The following is a 21,806-nucleotide window of genomic DNA, read 5'->3' as shown; positions in this document are numbered from 1 at the left end:
TCGCCAGTGGAGCCGCGCACTCGACGGGGCCCCACGAGGGTCCGGGCCGCCGCACCGAGGAGCCGCCACCCCAGCCCGGGCCGTTACGGCCGGGCCGTGGGGACTGTGCGTCCACGGGAAAGAAGTGTGCGCCGCCGCGAAAGACCTCTCCGGCGGGATGCCCCAGAGTGGACGGTGTGCCGACGGCGGGCTGTGCCCGGGTCGGCGGTGCGGACCAGTCCTGCGGCCGGCAGGACCACCACGACCGCGACCCCGTCTCGCACACCTCCAGCCGATGCCGATCGTGCGACAGCATGAGCCCGAAGGACTGACTTCCATGACTCCGCCCGCCCACGTGCACACCGTCCGCGGCCCTGTGGCCGCCAGCGACCTCGGGACCGTCCTGATGCACGAGCATGTCTTCGTCCTGAGTGAGGAGTTCCGGCAGAGCCTCCCGGAGACCTGGGACGAGGAGGAGCGCGTCAGCAAGGCGGTCGACCGGCTGAAGGCCCTGGCGGCCACGGGCGTCACCACGCTCGTGGACCCCACCGTGATCGGGCTGGGGCGTGACGTCACCCGGGTCGCGGCCGTGAACGAGCAGGTCGACATCAACATCATCGCCGCAACGGGCATCTACACACTGGGCGACATCCCCCACTTCTTCCGCTTCCACGGCCCGGGAACGCTACTGGGTGGCGCCGAGGGGATGACCGAGCTGTTCGTCCGGGAGCTCACCGAGGGCATCGCCGATACGGGGATCAGGGCCGCCTTCCTGAAGTGCGCGATCGAGGAGGAGCTCACCCCGGGCGTGGAGCGGGTGATGCGGGCGGTGGCGCAGGCACACCTGCGCACCGGCGCGCCGATCACCGTGCACACCAACGCGACCGCCCGCACCGGCCTGGTCGCCCAGGAAATCCTGCGGAGCGAGGGCGTGGGCCTCGGCGCCGTCGTCATCGGCCACAGCGGCGACACCAACGACCTGGGCTACCTGCACCAGCTGATCGACAACGGCTCGTACATCGGCATGGACCGCTTCGGCCTCGACATCCTGCTGCCGGGCGACCAGCGGGTTGCTACGGTCGCCGCGCTCGCACGGGAAGGTCTGGCGGACCGGATGGTGCTGTCGCACGACGCGTCGTGCCACATCGACTGGTTCCCGCCGGGCGTGCGCGAACAGATCGCGCCGGACTGGCACCACACCCACCTTCACGACACCGTCCTGCCCGCACTCCGCCAGGCCGGCGTCACCGAGCAGCAGCTCAGCACCATGCTGGTCGACAATCCGCGCCGCTACTTCACCGCCCCGGGCGACTGACCCGCCGAGGTGGAAACAGGCTCACCCCAGGTCCGCCGTAGGGGCGAAGACGCGGTGTCTGGCATCACGGGGCGCCATGCCGAACTCCTGCCGAAACGCGGTACTGAACGACGCATGGCTGCCGAACCCGCAGGAGTGAGCGATCTGCCCGATGGAATGCCCGGCCCAGCTCGCGTCGGCCAGTCGGGTCCGCGCCAGGTGCAGCCGTTCACGGCGCACGAGGTCGCGCGGGGTCGTACCGGCTGCACGCAGCACCTGCTGGATGTAGCGGGTCGACCAGCCGAGCGCCCGTGCGATGTGGGCGACGTCGAGGTCGTCGTCGCCCGCGTGGCGGCGGACGTAGCGCCTGATCTCGGCCTCGACTGTGGCCCGCTGCCCCGTCGGCGCCGAATCGGTCGCGCCTTCCGCGGCGAGGCACACCAGGTCGAGCAGCCGCTCGCAGGCGACGTCGAAGGTCGCCTCCGAGAACTGTTCCCGCTCCTCCTGCAGCGTGGCCACCATCGTGCGGATCACCCGGCCCAGGCCGCTCGTCCCCTTGAGGGTCCGCGGCTCACGGGTCAGGGCCGGGTTGCGGTGGGCGACCTCGTGTCCGGGCACAATCAGCGCGATCGACCGGAAGTCGTCGTCGTGTGCGAAGGTCACCGGCCGGTCCATGTCGCACAGTGCCATACGGCCCGGCTGGAGCTCCCCCGAGGACGTCCCTTGCTCCACCCAGGCAGTCCCGGCCAGGGGGACGAGCAGTTCGTGGGTGCCGCGGGGGTCAGCGGCGATGTGCCGGGCGTTCCGGACGACCGTCTCCTGGCCGCCGCTGCACAAGGCGATGGCGTACGTCCGGGACTGCTGGGACTGCAGGAGTCCCCTCCATGGCGCCTTGCGGTCCATGACGGTGATGCGGCTCGCCCCGTGCAGACCGGAGAACGCCTCGCTCCAATCGCTCAGCGACGGTGCGGACGCAGCTGCGGTCCATCGGTACATGCGCCTTCCCATCGGTGTGCCGTCAGCGGAAGCACCCACTTGGTCACCCCGCGACCGCGTCCTTGCGACACGTCAATGTTCACACGCCGCGGCAACCAGAAGTTACACCTTCACGGACATGCGCCACGCATGCAGCCAAGAGAACCGGAGACCTTTCCATGCCGAAAACCATCGTCGTCACCGGAGCCAGCGACGGCATCGGAGCCGCGGGCGCCCGCCGGCTGCACCGGGACGGCCACCGAGTCGTCATCGTCGGCCGCTCACCCGAGAAGACCGCGAGGATCGCCGACGAACTCGGAGCGGACCGCTTCCTCGCCGACTTCACCAGCTTGGCCGACGTCAGGAAACTCGCCGCGGACCTGGACGCCGCATACCCGCGTGTGGATGTCCTGGTGAACAATGCGGGGGGAATCTTCGGCGATCGCGAAAAGACCGTCGACGGCTTCGAGAAGACCTTCCAGATCAATCATCTGGCGCCGTTCCTGCTCACGAATCTCCTCATGGACAAGCTGGTGGCCGGCAAAGCATCGGTCATCCAGACATCCAGCGCGGGGGCTCGTCTGTTCGGAAAGCTCGACATCGACGACCTCGACCACGACCACGGCTACTCCGCGCACCGGGCGTACGGCACGGCCAAGCTGGAGAACATTCTTTTCACCAGGGAACTGCACGCCCGATACGCGTCCCACGGTCTGTCCGCCGCCGCCTTCCATCCCGGAGCCGTCGCCACCAACTTCGCCACCGGCAGCAAGAGCTTCATGCGCCCCATCTACAGCAATCCGCTCAGCCGGCTGGCCATGGTCAGCCCCGAGAAGGGCGCCCGCCAGCTGGTATGGCTCGCCGAGACCACTCCCGGCGTGGACTGGCACTCCGGTACGTACTACGAGAACGGCAGGCCCGCTCGACGCACCAACCCGCAGGCGGACGATTCCGACCTCGCCCGTCGGCTCTGGAACCGTTCCGCCGACCTCACCGGGTTGGACATCTCGGCTCCGTGACGGCGGCCTCCCCCGCGGACCGGGGCCGGCCGATGGGTGCGGCGCCGGCGCCTGTCCGCCGCCGAAGTGAGCTGCACCCCGTCATCCGGCCGCCCCCGGGTGCCGGCGCGCGGGCGTGGTCGCCGGGCTGCGGCAGAGCGCGGCGCGCGGCGATCTCCGACTGCTGCACCTCAACGACCTCGTCGCAGAACCATGACCTCTTCCGCAGCGGCCTGTACGGGTTGCACGGCCTCCATTGGCAGCCCGACCGGACCGCCCTCCGGGATTCCCCACGAGTAGGTGCCATGACGTTCGAAATCACTCAGAGCTCGCCACGTGACGCCAAACACGAAAGGATACATGTGCCTTCCGCGGACGGCACCGTGAAGTGGTTCTCAGGGAACGTGTACTCGATAAAGCTGACAGCCGGTCAAACCGGCGGTGCGCTCGGGGTCGTCGAGGCCTGGGTGCCGCCAGGCGGCGGACCCGTGGCTCACACCCACGCCGACCAGGACGAGACCTTCTTCCTCATCTCCGGCGAACTCGAATTCCTCGGTGGCGACCACGTCTTCACCGCAGGTCCCGGCGACCTGGTCCACTGCCCTCGGGGTACGCGCCACCGATTCAAGAACATCGGCCTCTATACGGCCCATATGCTGTTCTTCTGCACTCCCGGCGGCTCCGAGGGGCTGTTCCTGGAGGGTGGCGACATCCCCGAGCCCGGCGTTCACGTGCCGGCATGGGGACCGGAACACTCCCAGGGCCCGGTGCTTGGCCTCTTCACGAAGTACGGCCTGGAGGCCATGCCCGAAGCCTGAAGGCCACGCGGAGACGTGAGGACCAGGGTATTCGCCGGCATCGACATGTCGACAGCGCCCGGCCTACCTGCCCCTCGGGAGCTCCGTCGACGCGGACACGAGGCCCCCCACACACAAGCGGCCTCCATGGGCCGGGGGGCTTTGCCCCCGCTACAGACAACTTATCGCCAAACCGATTGGCATATGAACCGGAAATCGTAAATACGCCGATCGAACGCCTCAATTCACGCCCTGGCGCTCACTCGAACGGTCGACTTCCGGACTGAATCCTTGTCGTTCAATCACCCTTATGGGTTACTTCACATGTCCGTATCGGCGGCATTCGACTTTCCAAACGGACGTGCGCAAGCCCCTGTTCAGGTGGCGACTCACACCTGACAGGCCGTTCTCCCCCGACCGGTCCTGCGCTTGAGCGGGCGCAAGTGCCATCGGGTCACCACCTGGCCAGTGGACACGGGAGCTGACTCGCACCACCAGGTACGTGTGCTGACCGAAAGCCCTCATCACTGCTCGGCAATGTAGCGCATTCCGAGCCAGGAGGAACCTTCATGCCCATCAGCCCGAACCAGGGATCCAGCGGTGGCGGCACAGTGGTCACCATCACCGGCGTCAACCTCTCAGGCGCCACTGCGGTGCGCTTCGGAACGCGGCTCGCGACCATCACCGGCAACACCCCGACAAGCGTCACCGTCATCTCGCCCTCCGGCAACGGCGCGGTCAGCGTCACCGTCACCACCGCGGGAGGAACGAGCAACCCGCTCTCGTTCTACTACATCGGGGCGCCGTTCAAGCAGAGCCTCAGTCCGACCACCGGGCCGTCGGCGGGGGGCCAGACGGTCACCATCAACGGCACCGGCCTGTTCACCGCGACCAGCGTCACCTTCGGCGCCAACAGCGCGACGCCGACCGTGGTGTCCGACGGGCAGATCTCGGTCGTCGCACCGGCCGGTACGCCCGGCTCGGTCGGCGTCAGCGTCACCACCGCCGGCGGCACCAACAACGGGCTCACGTACACCTACGTCGACGCCCCCACACTGACGACCGTCACCCCGACCCAGGGCCCGACCTCCGGCGGCACCTCGGTGACCCTGATCGGCACGGCACTCACCAGCACCAGCGCGGTCACCTTCGACGGCACCCCGGTGCCCTTCACGGTGATCGCCGACACCGTGGTCTCGGTGATCACTCCTCCGGGGAGCGCCGGTGCCGTCGACGTCGTCGTGACCACCGACGGGGGCAGCGCGACCGCGACCGGCGGATTCACCTACGTCGCGGGTCCCGGTATCTGACCGCACCCCGGCCTCCCGGGCCCCGGCCCGGGAGGCCGCCCCGCACGGGCCGGGCTGCCGGCTCGTGCGGGCCCGAGCAAGGACAACGACGGGCCCCCGGGCCGGTCCGACTTCGTACGGAGATCCCGTGAAAGACACAGCACACCCGGCGGCAGCGGCACAGCCGACCGCCGTCGCCGCCGCACCCGTCCTCAACTCGGTCGTCCCCAACACCGGCCCCGCGGCGGGCGGCAACAACGTCGTCCTCAACGGCAGCGGCTTCACCGGAGTCACCGCCGTGAAGTTCGGTACCACGGCGGCGCTGGGCTACACGGTCAACTCGACCACCCAGATCACCGCCGTCGCCCCGGCGGGAACGGGAGCCGTCCCGGTCACCGTCGCCACCCCGGGCGGCACCAGTAATTCGGTGACGTACACCTATACGGCGCAGCCCGTTCTCGCCTCCGTGTCGCCGAGTCAGGGGCCGACTGCGGGCGGCACGACGGTCACCCTCACGGGCTCGGGCTTCAGCGCGGTGTCCGCGGTCCGGTTCGGCAGTACCGCCGCGACGTCGTACACGGTCAACTCGGCCACCCAGATCACCGCCGTCGCCCCGGCGGGAACGGGAGCCGTCCCCGTCACCGTCACGACATCGGGCGGCACCAGCAACTCCGTCTTCTTCTTCTACCTGAACGCTCCCGTCCTCGTCTCCGTCTCACCGAACGGTGGGCCGAGTGCCGGCGGCACGACGGTCACCCTCACCGGTACCGACCTCAGCGGGGCCACGGCCGTCAGGTTCGGCACTACCGCCGCCACCAGCTACACCGTCGACTCCCCCACACAGATCACCGCGGTCGCCCCGGCGGGAACGGGAACCGTCCCCGTCACCGTCACCACCCCGGGGGGCACCAGCAACTCCGTCTTCTACAGCTACGTGGGCGCCCCCGTCCTCACTCTCCTCTCCCCCGCCCTGGGACCGACCGCTGCGGGATCCGGTGTCACCCTGAGCGGCACGGGGCTGACCACCACGACCGCGGTGCACTTCGGCGCCGCGCCCGCGGCGTTCACCGTGCTGTCCGACACCGCCGTCGCCGCTGTCGCCCCGGCGGGCCCCCCGGGCGCCGTTTCCGTGAACGTCACCACGCCCGGCGGCACGAGCAACTCGCTGACCTATACGCGTGTCGCGCCTCCCGTGATCTAGCGTTCGTCCACCCACTCACCCCCGGGGCCAGGGGTCCGGGGACCAAGCCGGCGGCCCCCGAGCCCCTGATCGCTCCAAATGCGGGACCTGACGCACCGACGTAACGTGACGCTCCATGAGCAACTGCGGCGTTCCACCCGCAGCCGAACAAGGAGCCTGTTTCGTGAAACGTTGGGATACGCGTAGGACGTGGACGGCCGGAGCCTTCGCGGCGATAGCGGCGGTCGTGGGTGTCGCCTCGCCGGCGGCGGCCGCGCCCGTGCAGTCGACGACGACGCTCCAGGTGTCACCCTCGACCGCCGCAGCCCGGACTCCGGTGCGGTTGACCGCGACGGTCGTCTGCACCGGTGACCCCAGCGGCGGCCTCGGCATGACGTTCTTCGACGGTGGGGACATCCTCACGACGGTGCCGGTCGCGCCCAACGGGCAGGCCACCTGGGTCGCCGAGTTCACCACCACCGGGGCCCACACGATCACGGCCGCGTACAACGGCAACGACAACTGCTTCGCCTCGAACAACACGGCGACGGTCACGGTGACCCCTGCGGAGGACTGCCCCTGGGGACACGGCCTGTGCCGGGACGACCACGGCCACCTGCCCGGCTTCCCGGACTGCCACTTCGTTCCCTCGATCCTGGGTATCGACCAGGTGGACCAGGTCGACCAAGCGCAGCAGCCCTCCCACTCGCCCGGCCGGTGCTGGTCCTGGTGAATCCGGCCTGACGGCGCCGTCGGCCCGCACGCCGTGCACCGCTTGTGTCGGGGGCGCCGGGGTCTGTGGGCTCATGGAGAGCGTGAGCCCCGCCGCGGAGGGCAGGTGCCCGGAGCTCGCGTCCGCACTGACGATGCCGGCGCGAGCCGCGGGCGTTGTCGCCTTGGAGGGCCAGTCCGCCGCGGCGCCGTGGACGACGGCCGCGCTCACCGGGTACGAGTCCCCGGCGCCGCCGGTGGCCGCGATGACGTGGTTGGCGGTGGACTTTCCGTTGCCGTCGGCAATGACGCCGAGGCCTCATGGCAGCTGCTGCCCGATGCCGCTGCGCCGGCTTCGCATGGCAACGCATCGACCGCAGGTGGTGCACCACGCGCAGGACGTACAGATGTGAAGCACACGTCGCGTACGGGTTCGAGGATCCGCAGCAGGACCACTGTGTGACTGCCGGAGTCGCCGAGTCGAACGATGGGGAGGTCTTCTCGCTGACGTTCATGTGCGAATTCGGCGAACCCGACGGACAGGACATCCGTCCGGGCTTCGACAGTTACTCCCTTGTCACGCCTGACCAGGGCACCGCGTACGGGTGCATAGGCCAGGTGGGACTGGACGGAGACGTCCTGCGAGTCACCTTGGACGCGCTGGGACTGGATGATCCGGTGGTTGGGGCCGTCCTGCGTGCCCCTGCGTCGGACGTCGCCGCATGCAAGCGTGCTCACTGAACGGCCACGCGGGCCCAAGAACAGCCGGCCGTAGGTCGTAGCGCCTCCCGGTTGCTTCCGACGAAAAGCCGGCGTGCCACAGCCGTGCCACACGCAACGGTTGCTGATCCGGGAAACACCAGACAGCTCCGGCGTTCGCCCAGGTCAGCTGGAGGTCAGCGCCACTGGGACCTCGGATTGATGAAGAAACTCAGTCCAATTCCAGGCGACATGGTGCGCGACGCCACTGCACAGGCCAGAAGAGCCCTTCGCCCACTTGGTTGTCTCTGCTGACTCGGACGCAGAGCTCCTGGTCCGGGAATCCGTTCGTTCCACCGCGCCTCGGCTCCAAGGACGCCTTCGGCGAGGCGGTGACGAAGACCTCGCGCAGGCCATGCGCATCGCGCCGAAGGCCGGAACCATGGAGATAGTCGACCCGGCCGGCTCGACCGCGTCATCGCGGTCACCCGGCAGGTCCCGCACGCCTCGCCGGCGACCATTGCCCGCGGCTCACGAGCCCGGGCGACGGAAACAAGCAGCGGACCGGTCAAGACAGGTGGACCAGACCGGTCCAGGACAGGGATTGATCATGACCACCGATCTCATTCACTCTGACGCGACCGAACTCGCCGAGCTGATCCGTACCGGGAAAGTGTCTTCCGTCGAGGTGGTGAAGGCGCACCTGGACCGCATCGACGCCACCAATCCGAGACTCAACGCCATCGTGACGCTCGCCGACGGGGCCCTGAAGACCGCAAGGGCGGCCGACGAGGAACTCGCGGCGGGCGGGGACGTGGGGCCGCTGCACGGTGTGCCCTTCACGGCCAAAGACTCCTACGACACCGCCGGAGTGCTCACCCAGCGCGGTTCGCCGATCTTCGCGGGGCGCGTCCCGGACACCGATGCCACCGCTGTGGCGCGCATGAAGCGGGCCGGAGCGGTCCTCCTGGCGAAGACCAACCTTCCGGAGTTCTCGTACTGGATCGAGACCGACAACCTCCTGACGGGCAGGACGAACAACCCCTGGGACCTCGATCGCTCACCCGGCGGTTCGAGCGGCGGGGAGTCCGCGGCGATCGCCGCGGGGATGTCGCCGCTCGGACTCGCGACCGACCTGTCCATCTCGGTGCGCGGGCCGGCGGCCGACACCGGTGTCGTGTCCTTCAAACCGACGCACGGGCGTATCCCGATGACGGGAATCTGGCCGCGAGCGCCGCGGCGCAACTGGCACGTCGGTCCCATGGCCCGCAGCATTCGCGACCTCGCACTCGCGTACGGCGTGCTGGCCGGTCCTGACGGCGCCGACGGCTTTGCCACCGCGCCGCGGGACTTCGACGCCGGCCTGGGCGCCTCGCCGGACCGGCCTGTGCGCGTGGGCTGGCTGGTCGACTCGGGACTCGGTCCGACCGACGCGGAGGTCGCGGCGACGGTGCGAGCGGCCGCCGACGCGCTGCAGGCGGCCGGAGTCCGGGTCGACGCCGTGAGCATCCCCGCCCTTGAGCGGGACAACCCTCTCGAGCTCTGGACCAAACTGCACCTCATGGAGGTCAAGCCGGCCTTCCGCAAGGTGACCGCGGGCCACGAGGACCAGATGTTCACCTACTCCACGTTCCTGGCCGGCATGCCCGACACGTCCGTGGAGGACTACGTCGAGGCCGAGCAGGGCGTCGAGCGGCTCCGGGACGGTTTCGCGGAGTACTTCCACCAGTACGACGTCCTGCTGCTCCCGGTGACGACGATCCCCGCCCACGAACACCAGCTCGGGCAGTTCACAGTCGACGGCCGGACGATGGACGCCTTCCACGTGTCGTCGACGACCGTCCCGTTCAACGTGACGGGACATCCGGCCCTGTCGATGCGGTTCGGTACGAGCAGCGACGGCATGCCGATCGCCGTACAGGTGGTGGCCACCTGGCACGCGGAGTCGACGGTCCTGCACATCGCCTCGCTGCTGGAGACGCTCAGCCCGGTGCGCGACCAGCACCCCGCCCTCTGACGAGCCGGGGAACGGCCCCGAGTACCCGAAGGGGCGCGGCAGGGGTCGTTCTAGGATGCTCGCATGGCGATCGACTGGGGACGGGCCGTTGTCGAGCAATTGGGCTTCTACTGGGACTTCCATCTCCGGCCCCGCCTCGAAGGGCTGACCGACGAGGAGTACTTCTGGGAGCCGGTGCCGGACTGCTGGAGCCTGCGGCCGCGCGGCGACGGCCGGTGGCGGCTCGAAGGGTCGGAGGAGCCGTCCCGTTCGGGCCCGTTCACGACGATCGCCTGGCGGATGACGCACGTGACCGTCGGGGTGTTCGAGAGTCGGTACCGGGCCTTCTTCGGCGGCGAAGGACCGACGCAGTGGGCGCCGGGCGAGCGGCTGCTCGAGGCCGGCGTCCTGCCGGGCAGTGCCGAGGAGGCGGTGGCACAACTGGAGCAGTCCCGTCGGCGCTGGTACGAGGCCGTGGCCTCGCTGGATGCGGACGCACTTGCCGCGCCGCTCGGGGTGAAGGGCGGTCCGTTCGCCGAGACCGCCATGGGGGAGCTGATCATCCACCTCAACCGTGAGGTCATGCACCACGGCGGGGAGATCTGTCTGCTGCGCGACCTCTACCGGGACGGGTACCGCGCGGCCCCGTGACCCCCGGGTGCCGGCCGGGACCCGACGGGCCGTCATATCCCGCTCACGGCCTGCGCGTCCGGGCTCAACGGCCCGCCCCGGGTCAGCGCGGCCCAAGGGCCGTCGATGGCCGAACTGTCCTGCACCGGCGAAACCGACTTCGCCACCGCCAAGGGCGCCGTCCCGCGCTCGTCGGTGCCGGCCGCGCCCCTTCCGTGACGCCGGAACAGCCGCGGAGCGCCAACCAGAACGCGGCCAGACCGGCAAGGGACGGTCCGGCCGCGCTAAGATGGCGTGTGCGGCGGTCCTCACGGCTGCCGCGCGGCGGTGGGGCCCGCCGTACCCGAACCGCGGCGAGGATGCCGCCAACGGTCCCTACTTGTGACGATCTGCGCCCGGATCGCGGCGCTTCACGAGTAGGAGACGCATGACCTCGCCAGACCCCTTCCCCGTCATGGCCGAGCCCATTGATCCCGACATCCAGCGGTCCGCTCCCGCGCCGAAGTCCTCACCGATGCAGGGGCAAGGGCCCGTGGTGTGGGTCGTCGCGATCGGCGGCGCATTGGGGGCTTGCGCCCGTTACGGCGCCGGCCTGCTGTGGCCCACCGCGCCAGGCGCCTTCCCGTGGACCACGTTCGCGGTCAACGCGGTCGGCTGTGCCGTGATCGGCGTCCTCATGGTGGTCATCACCGAGCGGTGGAACGCACACCGGCTCGTACGCCCCTTCTTCGGCACCGGCGTACTGGGTGGATTCACCACCTTCTCGACCTACACGGTCGACATCCACACCCTGATCCAGGACGGCCACGCGGAAACCGCGCTCGCTTACCTGGTCGCAACCCCGCTCATCGCGCTCGCCGCGGTGTGGAGTGCCGCGACCGCGACACGACGCCTGATCGCAGGGAGGCAGACATGACACGGCTGCACGGCACCGCCACCAGGTTGACGATCTTGATCGGGGACAACGACACCTGGCACCACAAGCCGCTGTGCACCGAGATCGTCCACCGGGCGCACCACGCCGGCCTGGCAGGGGTCAGCGTGTTCCACGGTGTCGAGGGCTTCGGGGCCTCCTCGCTGATCCACACCGCCCGGCTGCTCTCCATGAACGAGAACCTGCCCGTGGCCATCGTCGTCGTCGACCACGAGGAGCGCATCCGCGCGTTCCTGCCGCAGCTCGACGAACTGGTCACCGAAGGCCTGGTCACCCTCGACGACGTCGAGGTCATCCGCTATGTCGGCAGGGGGAACCACTCATGAACTGGGCACTGGTCATCGCCGGGGCGGTGGTGGGGGCGCCGCTGCGGTATCTCACGGACCGCGCCGTCCAGGCCCGGCACGACACCGTCTTCCCCTGGGGCACGTTCACCGTCAACGTCGCCGGATGCCTGATCCTGGGCGCGCTCACCGGTGCGGTCACCTACGGTGCCGCCTCCCACTCGGTGCAGCTGCTCGTCGGCACCGGATTCTGCGGGGCGCTGACCACCTACTCGACCTTCTCCTACGAGACCCTGCGCCTGGCCGAGACCGGAGCGCGGTTCTTCGCCGCCGCCAACGCCGTCGCCAGTGTCGTCGCCGGTCTGGGAGCGGCGTTCATCGGGGCGGCGCTCGCCCAGGCGATGTGGGCATGATCCAGGGACCGTCCCTTCCTTCCCGAGGACCCGCGGAACACAGCGACGTCCACGTTCCGGAGGGCGGCCCCGCTCACTGGGGCATGACAGCGGTGAACGCGAACGGGGCCGCTCTTCGAGGGTGCGCCTCCGGCTGGCGCCCGGCATCCCGTGCGGCCGCCCCGCCACCGAGTCGCCTCGCGCGGGTGTCCGGCGGCAACGCCTGCCAAACCGCCCCGGACCTGCTGCGGGGCGCCGGCCCGACGTCGCAAGGCCAAGCAGAAATAAAGATGCATCATGCAGTAAAAGCTGCGAAACAATGGGCCACTGACCGCAGTACCGTGGAAATGCGCATGCTGCGCAGTCTCCGCGACCTGTTCGGGAGGAAGCCCGCATGGCCGTTCTACTTGACGCCGCGTCGCTGGCTCCTGGTGAGCGTGCGGACGCGATCCGTGAGTTCTCGTGGTCGATCAACGGCCGCGTGGAGGTGGGCCTTCCGCCGAATCCACATCGCCAGCGGGCCTATGTGACCACCAACGCGCTGGGGTCGGTCAAGGTCTCGGAGATCGGCTGGAACGTGACCCGCCTCCTGTGCACCGCTGTGCCAGTGGACGAGGACATGGTGCCGCACGTTCTCGTCCATCTCCAGGAGGCGGGGGTCTCCGATGTCCGCCAGGGAGGCAGGCACGCACTGAGAAGGGCCGGGGATCTCACGGTGCTCGACGACACGAAGCCCTATGAGGTCCTTTTCCACGGCTCGACCCATTCGGTTCTCGTGCGCGTTCCCGCGCATGTCCTGGGCCTGCGGCCGTCCTTGCTCGACCAGATCACCGCCGTGCCACTCAGTTCGGAACGCCCGGCCGTGGGTGCCACAGCAGCATTCTTCACCCGACTGGCCCGCCATCAGGATGCAGCCGGCGAAGCTGAGACCGCCCTGTTCACGGAGGCCAGTGTCGACCTGATCAGAGCTGTGGTCACCGCGGTCCTGGACCGGGACGACCTGGCCAGAGCGCCTCTGAACCGCACACTTCTTGTGCGCGTCCAGGAATACGTCCGCCTCCATCTGGCAGACCGCGACCTGACCGCCGAGCGTATCGCCGCCGAGCACGACGTTTCCGTGCGCTGGCTCTACCTGACACTGTCCCGAGCGGGTATCACCCTCGGTGAATGGATCAGGACGCAGCGCCTCGAGGAGTGCAGGAGGGAACTGGTGTCGCCTGTGCACCAGTTCATGACGATCGAGGCCATCGCCCACCGGTGGGGGTTCGCCAGCGCCGCTCACTTCAGTCGCGTTTTCAAGACCGCGTACGGTGTGAGCCCCCGCGAGTTGCGGTTGGAACACGCCGCGGGGAGAGCCGACTCCCGCCGGCCTGACTGATGCCGAGCCTCGCGCCGTCCTGCCGTGGCGACACCCGCCGCCCCTCGGGGCGCGAGTGCGCCGTTCCACTCCGCATCCGCCGGATCACCCCGCCCGTGTCCACATCGACGCCCCGGACACCGAGCAGGTGCATGATCGGCCGGACCAGTCCTGGCCGGCTAGGGGCTGTCCGGCCGATCATTGACTGCCTCGGCAGGTGCTCGGCGGGAGTCTCCCCGAGTGCGGATTTGGGCGACGGTCTCAGCCTTTCGCATCCGAAGCAGGCCCGCGATGATGCAGGACATGGATGTTGCTGAAGACCCTGTAGCCGTGCTGGCGGCCCTGCGGGAGGACCATCGGAACGAGCCGTGGGACCACCGGTGGAACGACCTTGAGGTGGAGGGCGTCGATCTGGTGTCGCTCGACACCAGGCTGGAGGGCTGCACTTTCACGTGGGTCGCCAACGGGGGTTCCCTCCCCGAGCGGGGGATGGCGACCGTGAGGCTCATCCTTGGCCAGCTCGAGACGGTCCTTCCCGAGCTGGCCGCGGATGACAGCCAGCACGTCTGGCATCGGTTGCATCGGATGGCCCAGCTCATCGTGGCTCACAACACCCCACCGACTGAGGTGAGTTCTTCTGACTTGCCAGCCTGATCATGTGACTACCAGGCTCCCGGGTCGTTGTTTCGGGCATGGGGCGCGGTGATCTCACGGATGCCGAGTGGGAACGGCTACGGCCGTTCCTGCCAGTCAGCAACAGGCGTTGTGGCCGCTGGCGGGACCACCGGCAGGTGATCGACGGGATTCTGCACAGGGTTCGGACCGGTGTGCACTGGCGCGACCTGCCCGAACGTTTCGGGCCGTGGAAGACGGTCCACGAACGCCACCGGCTGTGGTCGGCTGACGGGACCTGGGAACTCCTGCTCCAGCGGGTCCAGGCGGAAGCGGAAGCGGTCGGCGACATCGACTGGGACGTCTCCGTCGACTCCACCAGCGTGCGGGCCCACCAGCACGCGGCCGGCGCCCGGACCGACCTGCCACCAGCCCTTGCCCCAAAGGGGGCTGGCAGGGCAGAACACCAGGACGAAACACCGTGGCAGAGCCTCGTCGCCCGCCTGGTGGAGGTGGTGCGGGAAGCGAGGGCCTTGGCCGCTCGCGCGGCGGCTTCACCACCAAGGTCCACCTGAGCGCGGATGGCCGCTGCCGCCCGCTTTCCCTGATCATCACGCCGGGGCAGCGGGCGGACTGCACCCAGTTCGGGCCCGTGCTGGACAAGATCCGCGTCCCGCGGATTGGACCCGGCCGACCGCGAAAGAAGCCCGACAGCCTGGCAGCCGATAAGGCCTACAGCAACGGGCCGTGCCGCGAGTACCTGCGCAGGCGCGGTATCCCGCACACGATCCCGGAGAAGACCGACAGCCAGGCCGCCCGCCTGCGCAAGGGATCGCGCGGCGGACGACCACCAGCCTTCGACGAGGAGCGCTACAAGAAGCGCAACACCGTCGAACGGGCCATCAACAAGCTCAAGCACGCCCGAGCAGTCGCGACCCGATACGACAAACGCGGATACGTCTACCTCGGTACCGTCACCGCAGCCGCCCTCGTCATCTGGCTCCGTACATGATCGGCCGGACAGCTCCTAGTCCCGGAGCCGGGCCATGACGCGGGCCGCAGCCTTGTCGCTGGCATGCCCCTCGAGCGCCGCCCACTCGGCGACGTCCAGGGGCCACAGCGCACTGCGATATTTGATGACCACCTCGTCGCCGTCCTGGCGCACCGTGTGATGCGGGTCAGCGGGCAGTTTCCCGACCTCGACCACGGCAGCGGCGGATCGACGGCTGCGGCATTTGAGACGCGTCTTGGCCATGGCCAGTGCTCCTGCAACGGCGGGACTCGTTGGATTCCTGCCTTTGGATGCTAGCCCAGGCGACCCGCCGCTACCTGACTTTCCGCGCATACGGCGCACACCCGGCCGGTCAGGGATGCGCACCCGGCCGGCAGGCGTTACCCGTGCCCCCACGGCGCGACCGGCCGCCGACCCCGAGTGTCCGTACCCGAACGGCGGGTCGAAGGGGTACACCAGTGCTCACGTCGATGAAAGACTGAGGCGTATGCGAAGGCGGTCGGCATGGGCGGTGGCGTGCCTGATCGGCCCATTGATCATGGTAGCCGCCGGCTGCTCCCCATCGGCTACCTCCCGACCGGGTTCACCGTCCTCCCTCGCCGGTCAGCCGGATGCCTCCCGCACCATGGCCGCGACCTGCCCGGAGGCCGCAACGGTCCCTTCCGTGTCCGTGCCGGCCGGCGTGCGCGGCTTCGACAGAAGCCTGAACTGGTACGGCGCCGAGGACCTGTGGGTGGCCATGCCCCCTCCTCCGGATCACGCAGACGAAGGCGCAGAGGGGCACTCCACGAAGTACGCCTCGATAACGCTCGACGCCCGGGGACGGTCGACGGACCGGAAGGGCGCGCCGCACGTGAGCGCCGAACGACTGGACGGGCCCGGCTCCGTGCCCGGCAGCATCGGTGGATTCGCCACCGCCGGCGGCGACCGGCAGTGGTGGCCGACGGTCATCGACTTTCCCGATGCCGGCTGCTGGAGGGTGACCGAAACGCTCGGCTCCACCGAGGTCCGCTTCACGGTGAATGTCGGGGCGGGCTGAGCGGGCCGCGCTCACGCGGCGGGGCGGCTGACGGACGATCCGAGGGCGTGCTCATCGAAGCTGAGGGCGCGGTCAAGCGCGCGCATCCACTGACCGGCTCATCCGGAGGTCGCCCAAGGTCTCGCCCCGCCCTGCACTCCGGCGCGGCGGAGTGCAGCACCCCGAACTGCTCAGCAGGCGGGCCCGGACCCAGGCCGCCGGAACCGACAGACACGCAAACACGCACAAGCTGCGAACCCTCCCCACCCGGCACGCCGTCGACCGCGCCCGTCGCCGTGCGCGAGCTCCCGTCGAGCCACGGCACACCTGACGCCACGCCCGTTCCGCAGGATGCAGGGCTGCTGAACGTCGGCGTGCGCGCGGGTCAGAGGTTGCTGTAGCCGGGGATGCTTGCCTTGATGCGCTCAAGTTCGCGTGCGTCGGAGATGCCCTGGAAATCGTGGCGGGGGGTGTAAGGGGCTTCCAGACGGCGGGCTTCCTCGTCGGTGAGGTCGAGGCCGAGTGAGGCGACGGCGTCGTCGATCTGGTGGATCGTGCGGGCGCCCACGACGGGGGCCGCGACGACGGGGTTGCGGCGCAGCCAGGCGAGCGCGACCTGGGCGCGGCTGACGCCGCGGGCGGCGGCCACGGTGCCGACCTCGTCGATGATCAGCCGGTCGCTGTCGGCGTTGGCCTTGTAGAGCATGTCGGCGTAGCCGGCGTCGGTCGCGGACCGCTCACCGGAGTTCGCCTGGTCCAAGGGGCGGGCGAGGCGCCCGCGGGCCAGGGGGCTCCACACCGTGGTGGCGACGCCCTCGTCCGCGCAGAGCGGGAGCATCTCGCGTTCTTCCTCGCGGGCGAGCAGGTTGTAGTGGTCCTGCATGGTGACGAATCGGGCCCAGCCGTGGCGCTCCTGGAGGTGGAGGACCTTGGCGAACTGCCAGGCGTGCATGGAGGAGGCGCCCAGGTAGCGGGCCTTGCCGGACTTCACGACGTCATGGAGCGCCTCGAGGGTCTCCTCCAGCGGCGTGTCGTTGTCGAGGCGGTGAATCATGAAGACATCGACGTAGTCGGTGCCGAGGCGGCGCAGGCTGTTGTCGATCTCGGTCAGGATCGCCTTGCGGGACAGTCCCCCGCCGTTGGCGCTGCCGGGGCGCATGGTGTGGCGGACCTTGGTGGTGATGACCACCTCGTCGCGGTTCGCGTAGTCCTTCAGCGCGCGGCCGAGGATTTCCTCGCTGGAGCCGTAGGAGTACAGGTTGGCGGTGTCGAAGAAGTTGATGCCGGCTTCGAGGGCGTGCTTGATCAGGGGGCGACTGGCCTCTTCGTCGAGGGACCAGACGGGGTGGCCTCGGTCGGGCTCGCCGTAGGTCATGGCGCCGATGGCGACCGGAGAGACGTCGAGGCCGGTGCGGCCGAGCTTGATGTAGTGCACGAACGAGCTCCTAGAATGGAGAGGTAGAACAAGCGGAGAGCTCTCCGCTTAACCCGGACGACGTTAACGGAGAACTCTCCGGATCGCAACGGGGTGACCGCCGCAGGCCAGGAGGAACCGTGCCCGACGCCGCGAAGCAGCGCTCCGACGCGCTGAAGAACCGGGAGGCGATCCTCCAGGTCGCACACGACGTGCTCGCCGAGTCGCCGGACGCCTCGCTCAACTCCATCGCCAAGCGCGCGGGCGTCGGCGCGGGCACGCTCTACCGGCACTTCCCGACCCGGGAAGCATTGATCCTGGAGGTCCACCGGCACGACGTGGCGCGCCTCGTCGACTCCGTGCCGGGGCTGCTCGCCACCCACGCCCCGCTGGACGCGCTGCGGCAGTGGTTCACCACCCTCGCCACCTACGTGCGCATCAAGCACGGGCTCGGCGAAGCATTGCACTCCGCCGCCGCGCAGGAGGTCGTCAGCGCCTCCTGGCCCCCCGTGACCGCCGCCGTCGGACAGCTCCTCGACGCATGCGAACGCGCCGGCGAGGTACGCCCCGGCATCGACCCCGTCGATGTGATCATGCTCATGAGCTGCCTGTGGCGTACGCCGAACACCCCCGACGGCACCGCCCAGGCCGACCGCTTGAGGGAGCTGGCCATCGACGGATTCCGGCGCTGATCAACGGACGCCACCCACAGCGCACCCCCCCCTGCGACGGCGGCCGGAGCCCGCGTGCGGATCGAGGAGGCGGCGAGAGCAGTACGCCGGCAGAGAAAAGGGCCAGGTCAGGAAGCCGACCTGGCCCTCCGCGCATCCACGGCCACCTCGGCCCGGCCCGACGGGAGCGCCCTCGCCCGGCGCCTTCACCCTTGACTTTCTGGATGATGATCCTCATCCTGAAAGGAAAGGGCGCACGCCCCTCACGCACCGAAAGAGAACGCACCAGGCCCGGCCGCAAGCCTCCCGCCGGCACTGGCCCGCCCGGCACCCTTTCGGCTCGCCAGTGAACGACCACCGAGGACCCATGACCACCGCAGCCACCCGCCCCGACGTCAAGCGCGGCACCATACCCGTCTTCGCCACGGCGACCGCGATCACCGTCTCCAACATCTACTTCACCCAGCCGCTGCTGGAGCAGATCGCCCGGGGCTTCGGAATCTCCACCTCCGCCGCCGGTCTGGTGACCACGGCCGCGCAGATCGGCTACGCACTCGGCATCGTCGCCATCGTGCCCCTCGCGGACCGCGCCCGCCTGCGCCGGCTGTCCTCCGTCCTGCTGGCCGTCACCTCGGCGGCCCTCCTCGCGGGGGCCTTCGCTCCCTCGGTGGCCCTGCTCGGCATGGCCACCCTCGTGCTGTCCGCGAGCACCGTCCTGCCGCAGGTCATCATGCCGACCGTCGCCTCCATGGCCGCCCCCGGCCGCGCCGGACGGGCCCTGGGAGCCGTGGGCACAGGGCTCACCATGGGCGCCCTCCTCTCCCGCACCGCCTCCGGTCTCATCACGGAGGCCGCGGGCACCTGGCGCGCCGGATACCTCGTCGCCGCACTGGCCACCGCCGCCCTGCTCCTGGTACTCCCCCGCTACATGCCGCCCGGCCGACCGTCCGAATCCGCACCGGCCGACGGCTACTTCCGCCTGCTCGCCTCCCTGCCGGGACTCCTCGTCCGGCACGCGCCGCTGCGCCTGTCCGCCGCGCTGGGAGCGACGGTCTTCGCCGCGTTCTCCGCCTTCTGGTCCACGCTCGCCTTCCACCTGGCCGCTCCCCCCATCGGACTAGGCCCGGCGGTCATCGGCCTTTTCGGCCTGTTCAGCGTCCCCGGCGCACTGGCCGCCCGCTACTCGGGGCGGCTCGCCGACCGCTGGGGGCCGGACGCCGTCAACGCCCTGGCCGTCGCCTCCGCCCTGCTCGCCTTCGCGCTGTTCGGACTCGCCGGGCAGTCGCTCGTCGCCCTGGCAGTCGGCTGCAACCTTCTCGGTTACGGCACGACGAGCGGGCAGATCGCCAACCAGGCACGCATCTTCACCGCACGACCCGAGCTCCGGGCCCGGATGAACACGGTCTACATGTTCGCCGTCTTCGCCGGCGGCGCCGCCGGAGCCGCCGTCGCCGGAGTGCTGTTCTCCGCCTTCGGCTGGCACGGCGTAGCCGCCGGCGGCGGCGCCCTCCTGCTGCTCGCGGGACTCGCGCCGGCCGGACACGCCGTCCGCGGGCGCCACCCGGGCCGTGGCGCCACCACCGAAGCGCCCCACGAGCACGCGCACGACGCCGCGGTGCCCGCCGACCGGGCCTGACACCCGGTCGTACGGTCGGGCACAACCGCCGGCCCCTGAGGCCCCTTCCCTCGGACTCGGCACCTCCGGCACCGCCCCATCGCGGCCCGCCGGGACGACCGGGGACGGCGGCGAAATCCGGCCAGTTGTTCGAAACGGATTGCCCGCATGGGCGCCGGCTGTCACCGTCGTGCGCGTCCGCCTGGCGGACACTCGGCCCGGTCGCTCGTCAGATGATCCGTCGAACCGTCGAAGGGGACCCCCACCGTCATGAAGAACGCCTTACGCCTCTCCGCCAAGCGCACCAGACCCGGCCGGCGCGCCCGGATCGTGAGTCTCGCGGCCACCGCGGCGATCCTCACGGCAACCATCCTGATGGGCGCCGGCCCGGCGATGGCCGCGCCGGCGCCCGTCAAGCTCACCTCGTCGTCCTGCCCGACCGACATCGTTCAGGGCCAGGTGAGCGGCTGCGTCACCGAGTTGCAGAACCTGCTCAACGCCCACGGCGCGGGGCTCCTGGTGGACGGTGAGTTCGGGGCGAACACGCTGTACGCGGTGCGCGAGTTCCAGGCCGCCACCGCGATCGCCGTGGACGGCCGGGTGGGCCCCCAGACCAAGAGCAAGCTGTACGCGACCGGGGGCACGGCGCCCGCACCCGTGAACCTCACGTCCTCGTCGTGCCCGGCGAACATCGTGCAGGGCAGCAAGGGCGGCTGCGTCACCGAACTCCAGCGGCTGCTGCGCCACTTCGGCTACGCGGTGAGCGTGGACGGCGACTTCGGGCCGGAGACGTACAGCGCGGTCCGCAGCTTCCAGTCCTCGCACGGCCTGTCGGTCGACGGCGAGGTCGGCGCGAACACCAAGCGGGAGCTGTACGACACCGACGAGGCACCGTCGACCGGCCTGGACCTCCGGTCCTCCTCGTGCCCGGCGAACATCGTGGAGGGCCAGACCGGCGGCTGCGTCGCGACCCTGCAGGCACTGCTCAACGGCCAGGGCCAGCACCTCGACGTCGACGGTGAGTTCGGTCCCGCGACCCTGGCGGCAGTGAGGTCCTTCCAGTCCTCGCGCGGCCTGTCGGTGGACGGCGAGGTCGGCCCGAACACCAAGAACGCCCTGTACTCCAACATCGGCGGAGGAGGCGGCAACGGCGCCCCCGCGCCGATCAACCTGAACTCCGCCTCGTGCCCGACCGACATCGTCCAGGGGCAGCGCAGCGGCTGCGTCACCGAGCTGCAGAGCCTCCTCAACCACCACGGCGCCGACCTCGCCGTCGACGGCGACTTCGGGCCGATGACCGACAGCGCGGTGCGGGACTTCCAGGCAGAGAAGGGCCTCGGGGTCGACGGCAGGGTGGGCCCGAACACCAAGGCCGCCCTGTACGGCGCGGTCACGCCGCCCTCGTCGCCGCCGCCCGGCGGCGGGTACGCGAAAATGCTCGACGTCGCCGCCGCCGAGGTCGGCACGGTCGAGGGCAGCGCCCGGGCGAACAGCTACGGGGTCTCCGTGGGCCTCTCGCTGTCCACCAACAACTACGCCTGGTGCGCGACGTTCGTGAGCTGGGTGGCCAAGCAGACGGGTGCCACCACCTACCGCAACAGCTACGTCTCCGGCTGGGTGAAGCAGGCGAGGGCCGGTGCCTACCACCTCTCGGTGACGACCAACCCGCAGCCCGGCGACATCGTGGCCTTCGACTGGAACGGCGGGAGCAACTTCAACGACGGCAACGAGCACATCGGCATCGTGCGGACGGTGAGCGGCGGCTCCTCCTTCACCACCGTCGAGGGCAACACCGGCAATCCCAACGGCGGCAAGGACGGCGTCTACGTCAAGAACCGGGGCACGAACCTGGGGTACGACGTGGTCTTCATCCGGGTCCGCTGACCGCGGGCCGGCAGGGAAGCGGCAGCGCCGCACCCGCACCACCGGGTGCGGCGCCGTTCCGACCG

22 protein-coding genes are annotated in these 21,806 nt (G+C 69.9%); 19 read left to right on the top strand and 3 right to left on the bottom strand.

Annotated features, from left to right (window positions below; translation table 11 throughout):
* Positions 1-316: 316 nt before the first annotated feature.
* Positions 317-1,294, top strand: a complete 978-nt coding sequence (locus tag ACIP98_RS32745; protein WP_401979388.1) for a phosphotriesterase — start codon at positions 317-319, stop codon at positions 1,292-1,294.
* A 21-nt stretch (positions 1,295-1,315) separates the two neighbouring features.
* Here the strand turns inward: ACIP98_RS32745 and ACIP98_RS32740 are convergent, their stop codons facing one another.
* Entirely contained in the window at positions 1,316-2,269 is a 954-nt protein-coding gene (locus ACIP98_RS32740) for an AraC family transcriptional regulator (RefSeq protein WP_319664081.1), read from the bottom strand.
* A gap of 158 nt (positions 2,270-2,427) precedes the next feature.
* Here ACIP98_RS32740 and ACIP98_RS32735 point away from each other — a divergent pair, with 158 nt between their 5' ends.
* From ACIP98_RS32735 to ACIP98_RS32670, 14 genes are all read left to right on the top strand, one after another.
* Positions 2,428-3,267, top strand: coding sequence for an SDR family NAD(P)-dependent oxidoreductase (locus ACIP98_RS32735; RefSeq protein WP_401979387.1), 840 nt, complete (start codon positions 2,428-2,430; stop codon positions 3,265-3,267).
* A 284-nt stretch (positions 3,268-3,551) separates the two neighbouring features.
* Positions 3,552-4,064: a cupin domain-containing protein gene (locus tag ACIP98_RS32730; RefSeq protein ID WP_401979385.1), complete on the top strand. Its 513-nt coding sequence runs from the start codon at positions 3,552-3,554 to the stop codon at positions 4,062-4,064.
* Between the two features lie 548 nt (positions 4,065-4,612).
* The gene (locus tag ACIP98_RS32725; RefSeq protein ID WP_319664084.1) at positions 4,613-5,353 is read left to right on the top strand and encodes an IPT/TIG domain-containing protein; all 741 of its coding nucleotides are present in this window, start codon (positions 4,613-4,615) and stop codon (positions 5,351-5,353) included.
* Positions 5,354-5,480: 127 nt separating this feature from the next.
* Positions 5,481-6,533, top strand: coding sequence for an IPT/TIG domain-containing protein (locus ACIP98_RS32720; protein WP_401979384.1), 1,053 nt, complete (start codon positions 5,481-5,483; stop codon positions 6,531-6,533).
* Between the two features lie 163 nt (positions 6,534-6,696).
* Entirely contained in the window at positions 6,697-7,245 is a 549-nt protein-coding gene (locus ACIP98_RS32715) for an Ig-like domain-containing protein (RefSeq protein WP_319664086.1), read from the top strand.
* Between the two features lie 437 nt (positions 7,246-7,682).
* A complete protein-coding gene (locus tag ACIP98_RS32710) occupies positions 7,683-7,964 on the top strand; it encodes a hypothetical protein (protein ID WP_401979382.1) in 282 nt (93 codons plus the stop codon).
* 568 nt (positions 7,965-8,532) lie between these two features.
* Positions 8,533-9,939 carry an amidase gene (locus tag ACIP98_RS32705; RefSeq protein ID WP_401979380.1) on the top strand — a complete coding sequence of 469 codons (1,407 nt, stop codon included), beginning with the start codon at positions 8,533-8,535 and terminating at the stop codon, positions 9,937-9,939.
* Positions 9,940-10,002: 63 nt separating this feature from the next.
* Positions 10,003-10,569 carry a DinB family protein gene (locus ACIP98_RS32700; RefSeq protein WP_401979379.1) on the top strand — a complete coding sequence of 189 codons (567 nt, stop codon included), beginning with the start codon at positions 10,003-10,005 and terminating at the stop codon, positions 10,567-10,569.
* Positions 10,570-10,975: 406 nt separating this feature from the next.
* Positions 10,976-11,464 (top strand): fluoride efflux transporter CrcB, encoded by a 489-nt coding sequence (gene crcB / locus ACIP98_RS32695; RefSeq protein ID WP_401979377.1) that lies wholly within the window; start codon positions 10,976-10,978, stop codon positions 11,462-11,464.
* Positions 11,461-11,808: a DUF190 domain-containing protein gene (locus ACIP98_RS32690; protein WP_401979376.1), complete on the top strand. Its 348-nt coding sequence runs from the start codon at positions 11,461-11,463 to the stop codon at positions 11,806-11,808. The genes crcB (ACIP98_RS32695) and ACIP98_RS32690 overlap by 4 nt, the downstream gene beginning before the upstream one ends.
* Positions 11,805-12,179, top strand: coding sequence for a fluoride efflux transporter CrcB (gene crcB, locus ACIP98_RS32685; RefSeq protein ID WP_319664092.1), 375 nt, complete (start codon positions 11,805-11,807; stop codon positions 12,177-12,179). The genes ACIP98_RS32690 and crcB (ACIP98_RS32685) overlap by 4 nt, the downstream gene beginning before the upstream one ends.
* A gap of 373 nt (positions 12,180-12,552) precedes the next feature.
* On the top strand, positions 12,553-13,536 hold the full coding sequence (locus ACIP98_RS32680; protein ID WP_401979374.1) for a helix-turn-helix domain-containing protein: 984 nt from the start codon (positions 12,553-12,555) through the stop codon (positions 13,534-13,536).
* A gap of 270 nt (positions 13,537-13,806) precedes the next feature.
* Positions 13,807-14,169, top strand: a complete 363-nt coding sequence (locus ACIP98_RS32675) for a hypothetical protein (RefSeq protein WP_401979372.1) — start codon at positions 13,807-13,809, stop codon at positions 14,167-14,169.
* 38 nt (positions 14,170-14,207) lie between these two features.
* Positions 14,208-15,139, top strand: a protein-coding gene (locus ACIP98_RS32670) for an IS5 family transposase (RefSeq protein ID WP_401979371.1) whose coding sequence is annotated in 2 segments (ribosomal slippage) — positions 14,208-14,586 and positions 14,586-15,139 — 933 coding nt in all. Because the reading frame shifts where the segments join, the coding sequence is not laid out codon by codon here.
* A 15-nt stretch (positions 15,140-15,154) separates the two neighbouring features.
* Here ACIP98_RS32670 and ACIP98_RS32665 read toward each other — a convergent pair.
* Entirely contained in the window at positions 15,155-15,382 is a 228-nt protein-coding gene (locus tag ACIP98_RS32665; RefSeq protein ID WP_319664094.1) for a hypothetical protein, read from the bottom strand.
* Between the two features lie 421 nt (positions 15,383-15,803).
* Between ACIP98_RS32665 and ACIP98_RS32660 the strand changes: the two genes are divergently transcribed.
* Entirely contained in the window at positions 15,804-16,178 is a 375-nt protein-coding gene (locus ACIP98_RS32660) for a hypothetical protein (protein ID WP_401979369.1), read from the top strand.
* 364 nt (positions 16,179-16,542) lie between these two features.
* Here ACIP98_RS32660 and ACIP98_RS32655 read toward each other — a convergent pair whose 3' ends face one another.
* Positions 16,543-17,592, bottom strand: coding sequence for an aldo/keto reductase (locus tag ACIP98_RS32655; protein WP_319664096.1), 1,050 nt, complete (start codon positions 17,590-17,592; stop codon positions 16,543-16,545).
* Positions 17,593-17,711: 119 nt separating this feature from the next.
* On the opposite strand from ACIP98_RS32655, the gene ACIP98_RS32650 reads away from it, so the two are divergent.
* The 3 genes from ACIP98_RS32650 (at position 17,712) to ACIP98_RS32640 (ending at position 21,741) form a co-directional block, all read left to right on the top strand.
* The gene (locus ACIP98_RS32650; RefSeq protein ID WP_401979368.1) at positions 17,712-18,263 is read left to right on the top strand and encodes a TetR/AcrR family transcriptional regulator; all 552 of its coding nucleotides are present in this window, start codon (positions 17,712-17,714) and stop codon (positions 18,261-18,263) included.
* Positions 18,264-18,609: 346 nt separating this feature from the next.
* On the top strand, positions 18,610-19,878 hold the full coding sequence (locus ACIP98_RS32645) for an MFS transporter (RefSeq protein WP_401979366.1): 1,269 nt from the start codon (positions 18,610-18,612) through the stop codon (positions 19,876-19,878).
* A 249-nt stretch (positions 19,879-20,127) separates the two neighbouring features.
* On the top strand, positions 20,128-21,741 hold the full coding sequence (locus ACIP98_RS32640; RefSeq protein ID WP_319664099.1) for a peptidoglycan-binding protein: 1,614 nt from the start codon (positions 20,128-20,130) through the stop codon (positions 21,739-21,741).
* Positions 21,742-21,806 lie beyond the last annotated feature (65 nt).

It is taken from the genome of Streptomyces sp. NPDC088354, from assembly GCF_044753585.1.
In the GTDB taxonomy this organism is placed as follows: Bacteria; Actinomycetota; Actinomycetes; order Streptomycetales; family Streptomycetaceae; genus Actinacidiphila.
The sequence above is the reverse complement of the archived record's forward strand: the minus strand, read 5'-3'. Positions and strand labels throughout refer to the sequence as shown.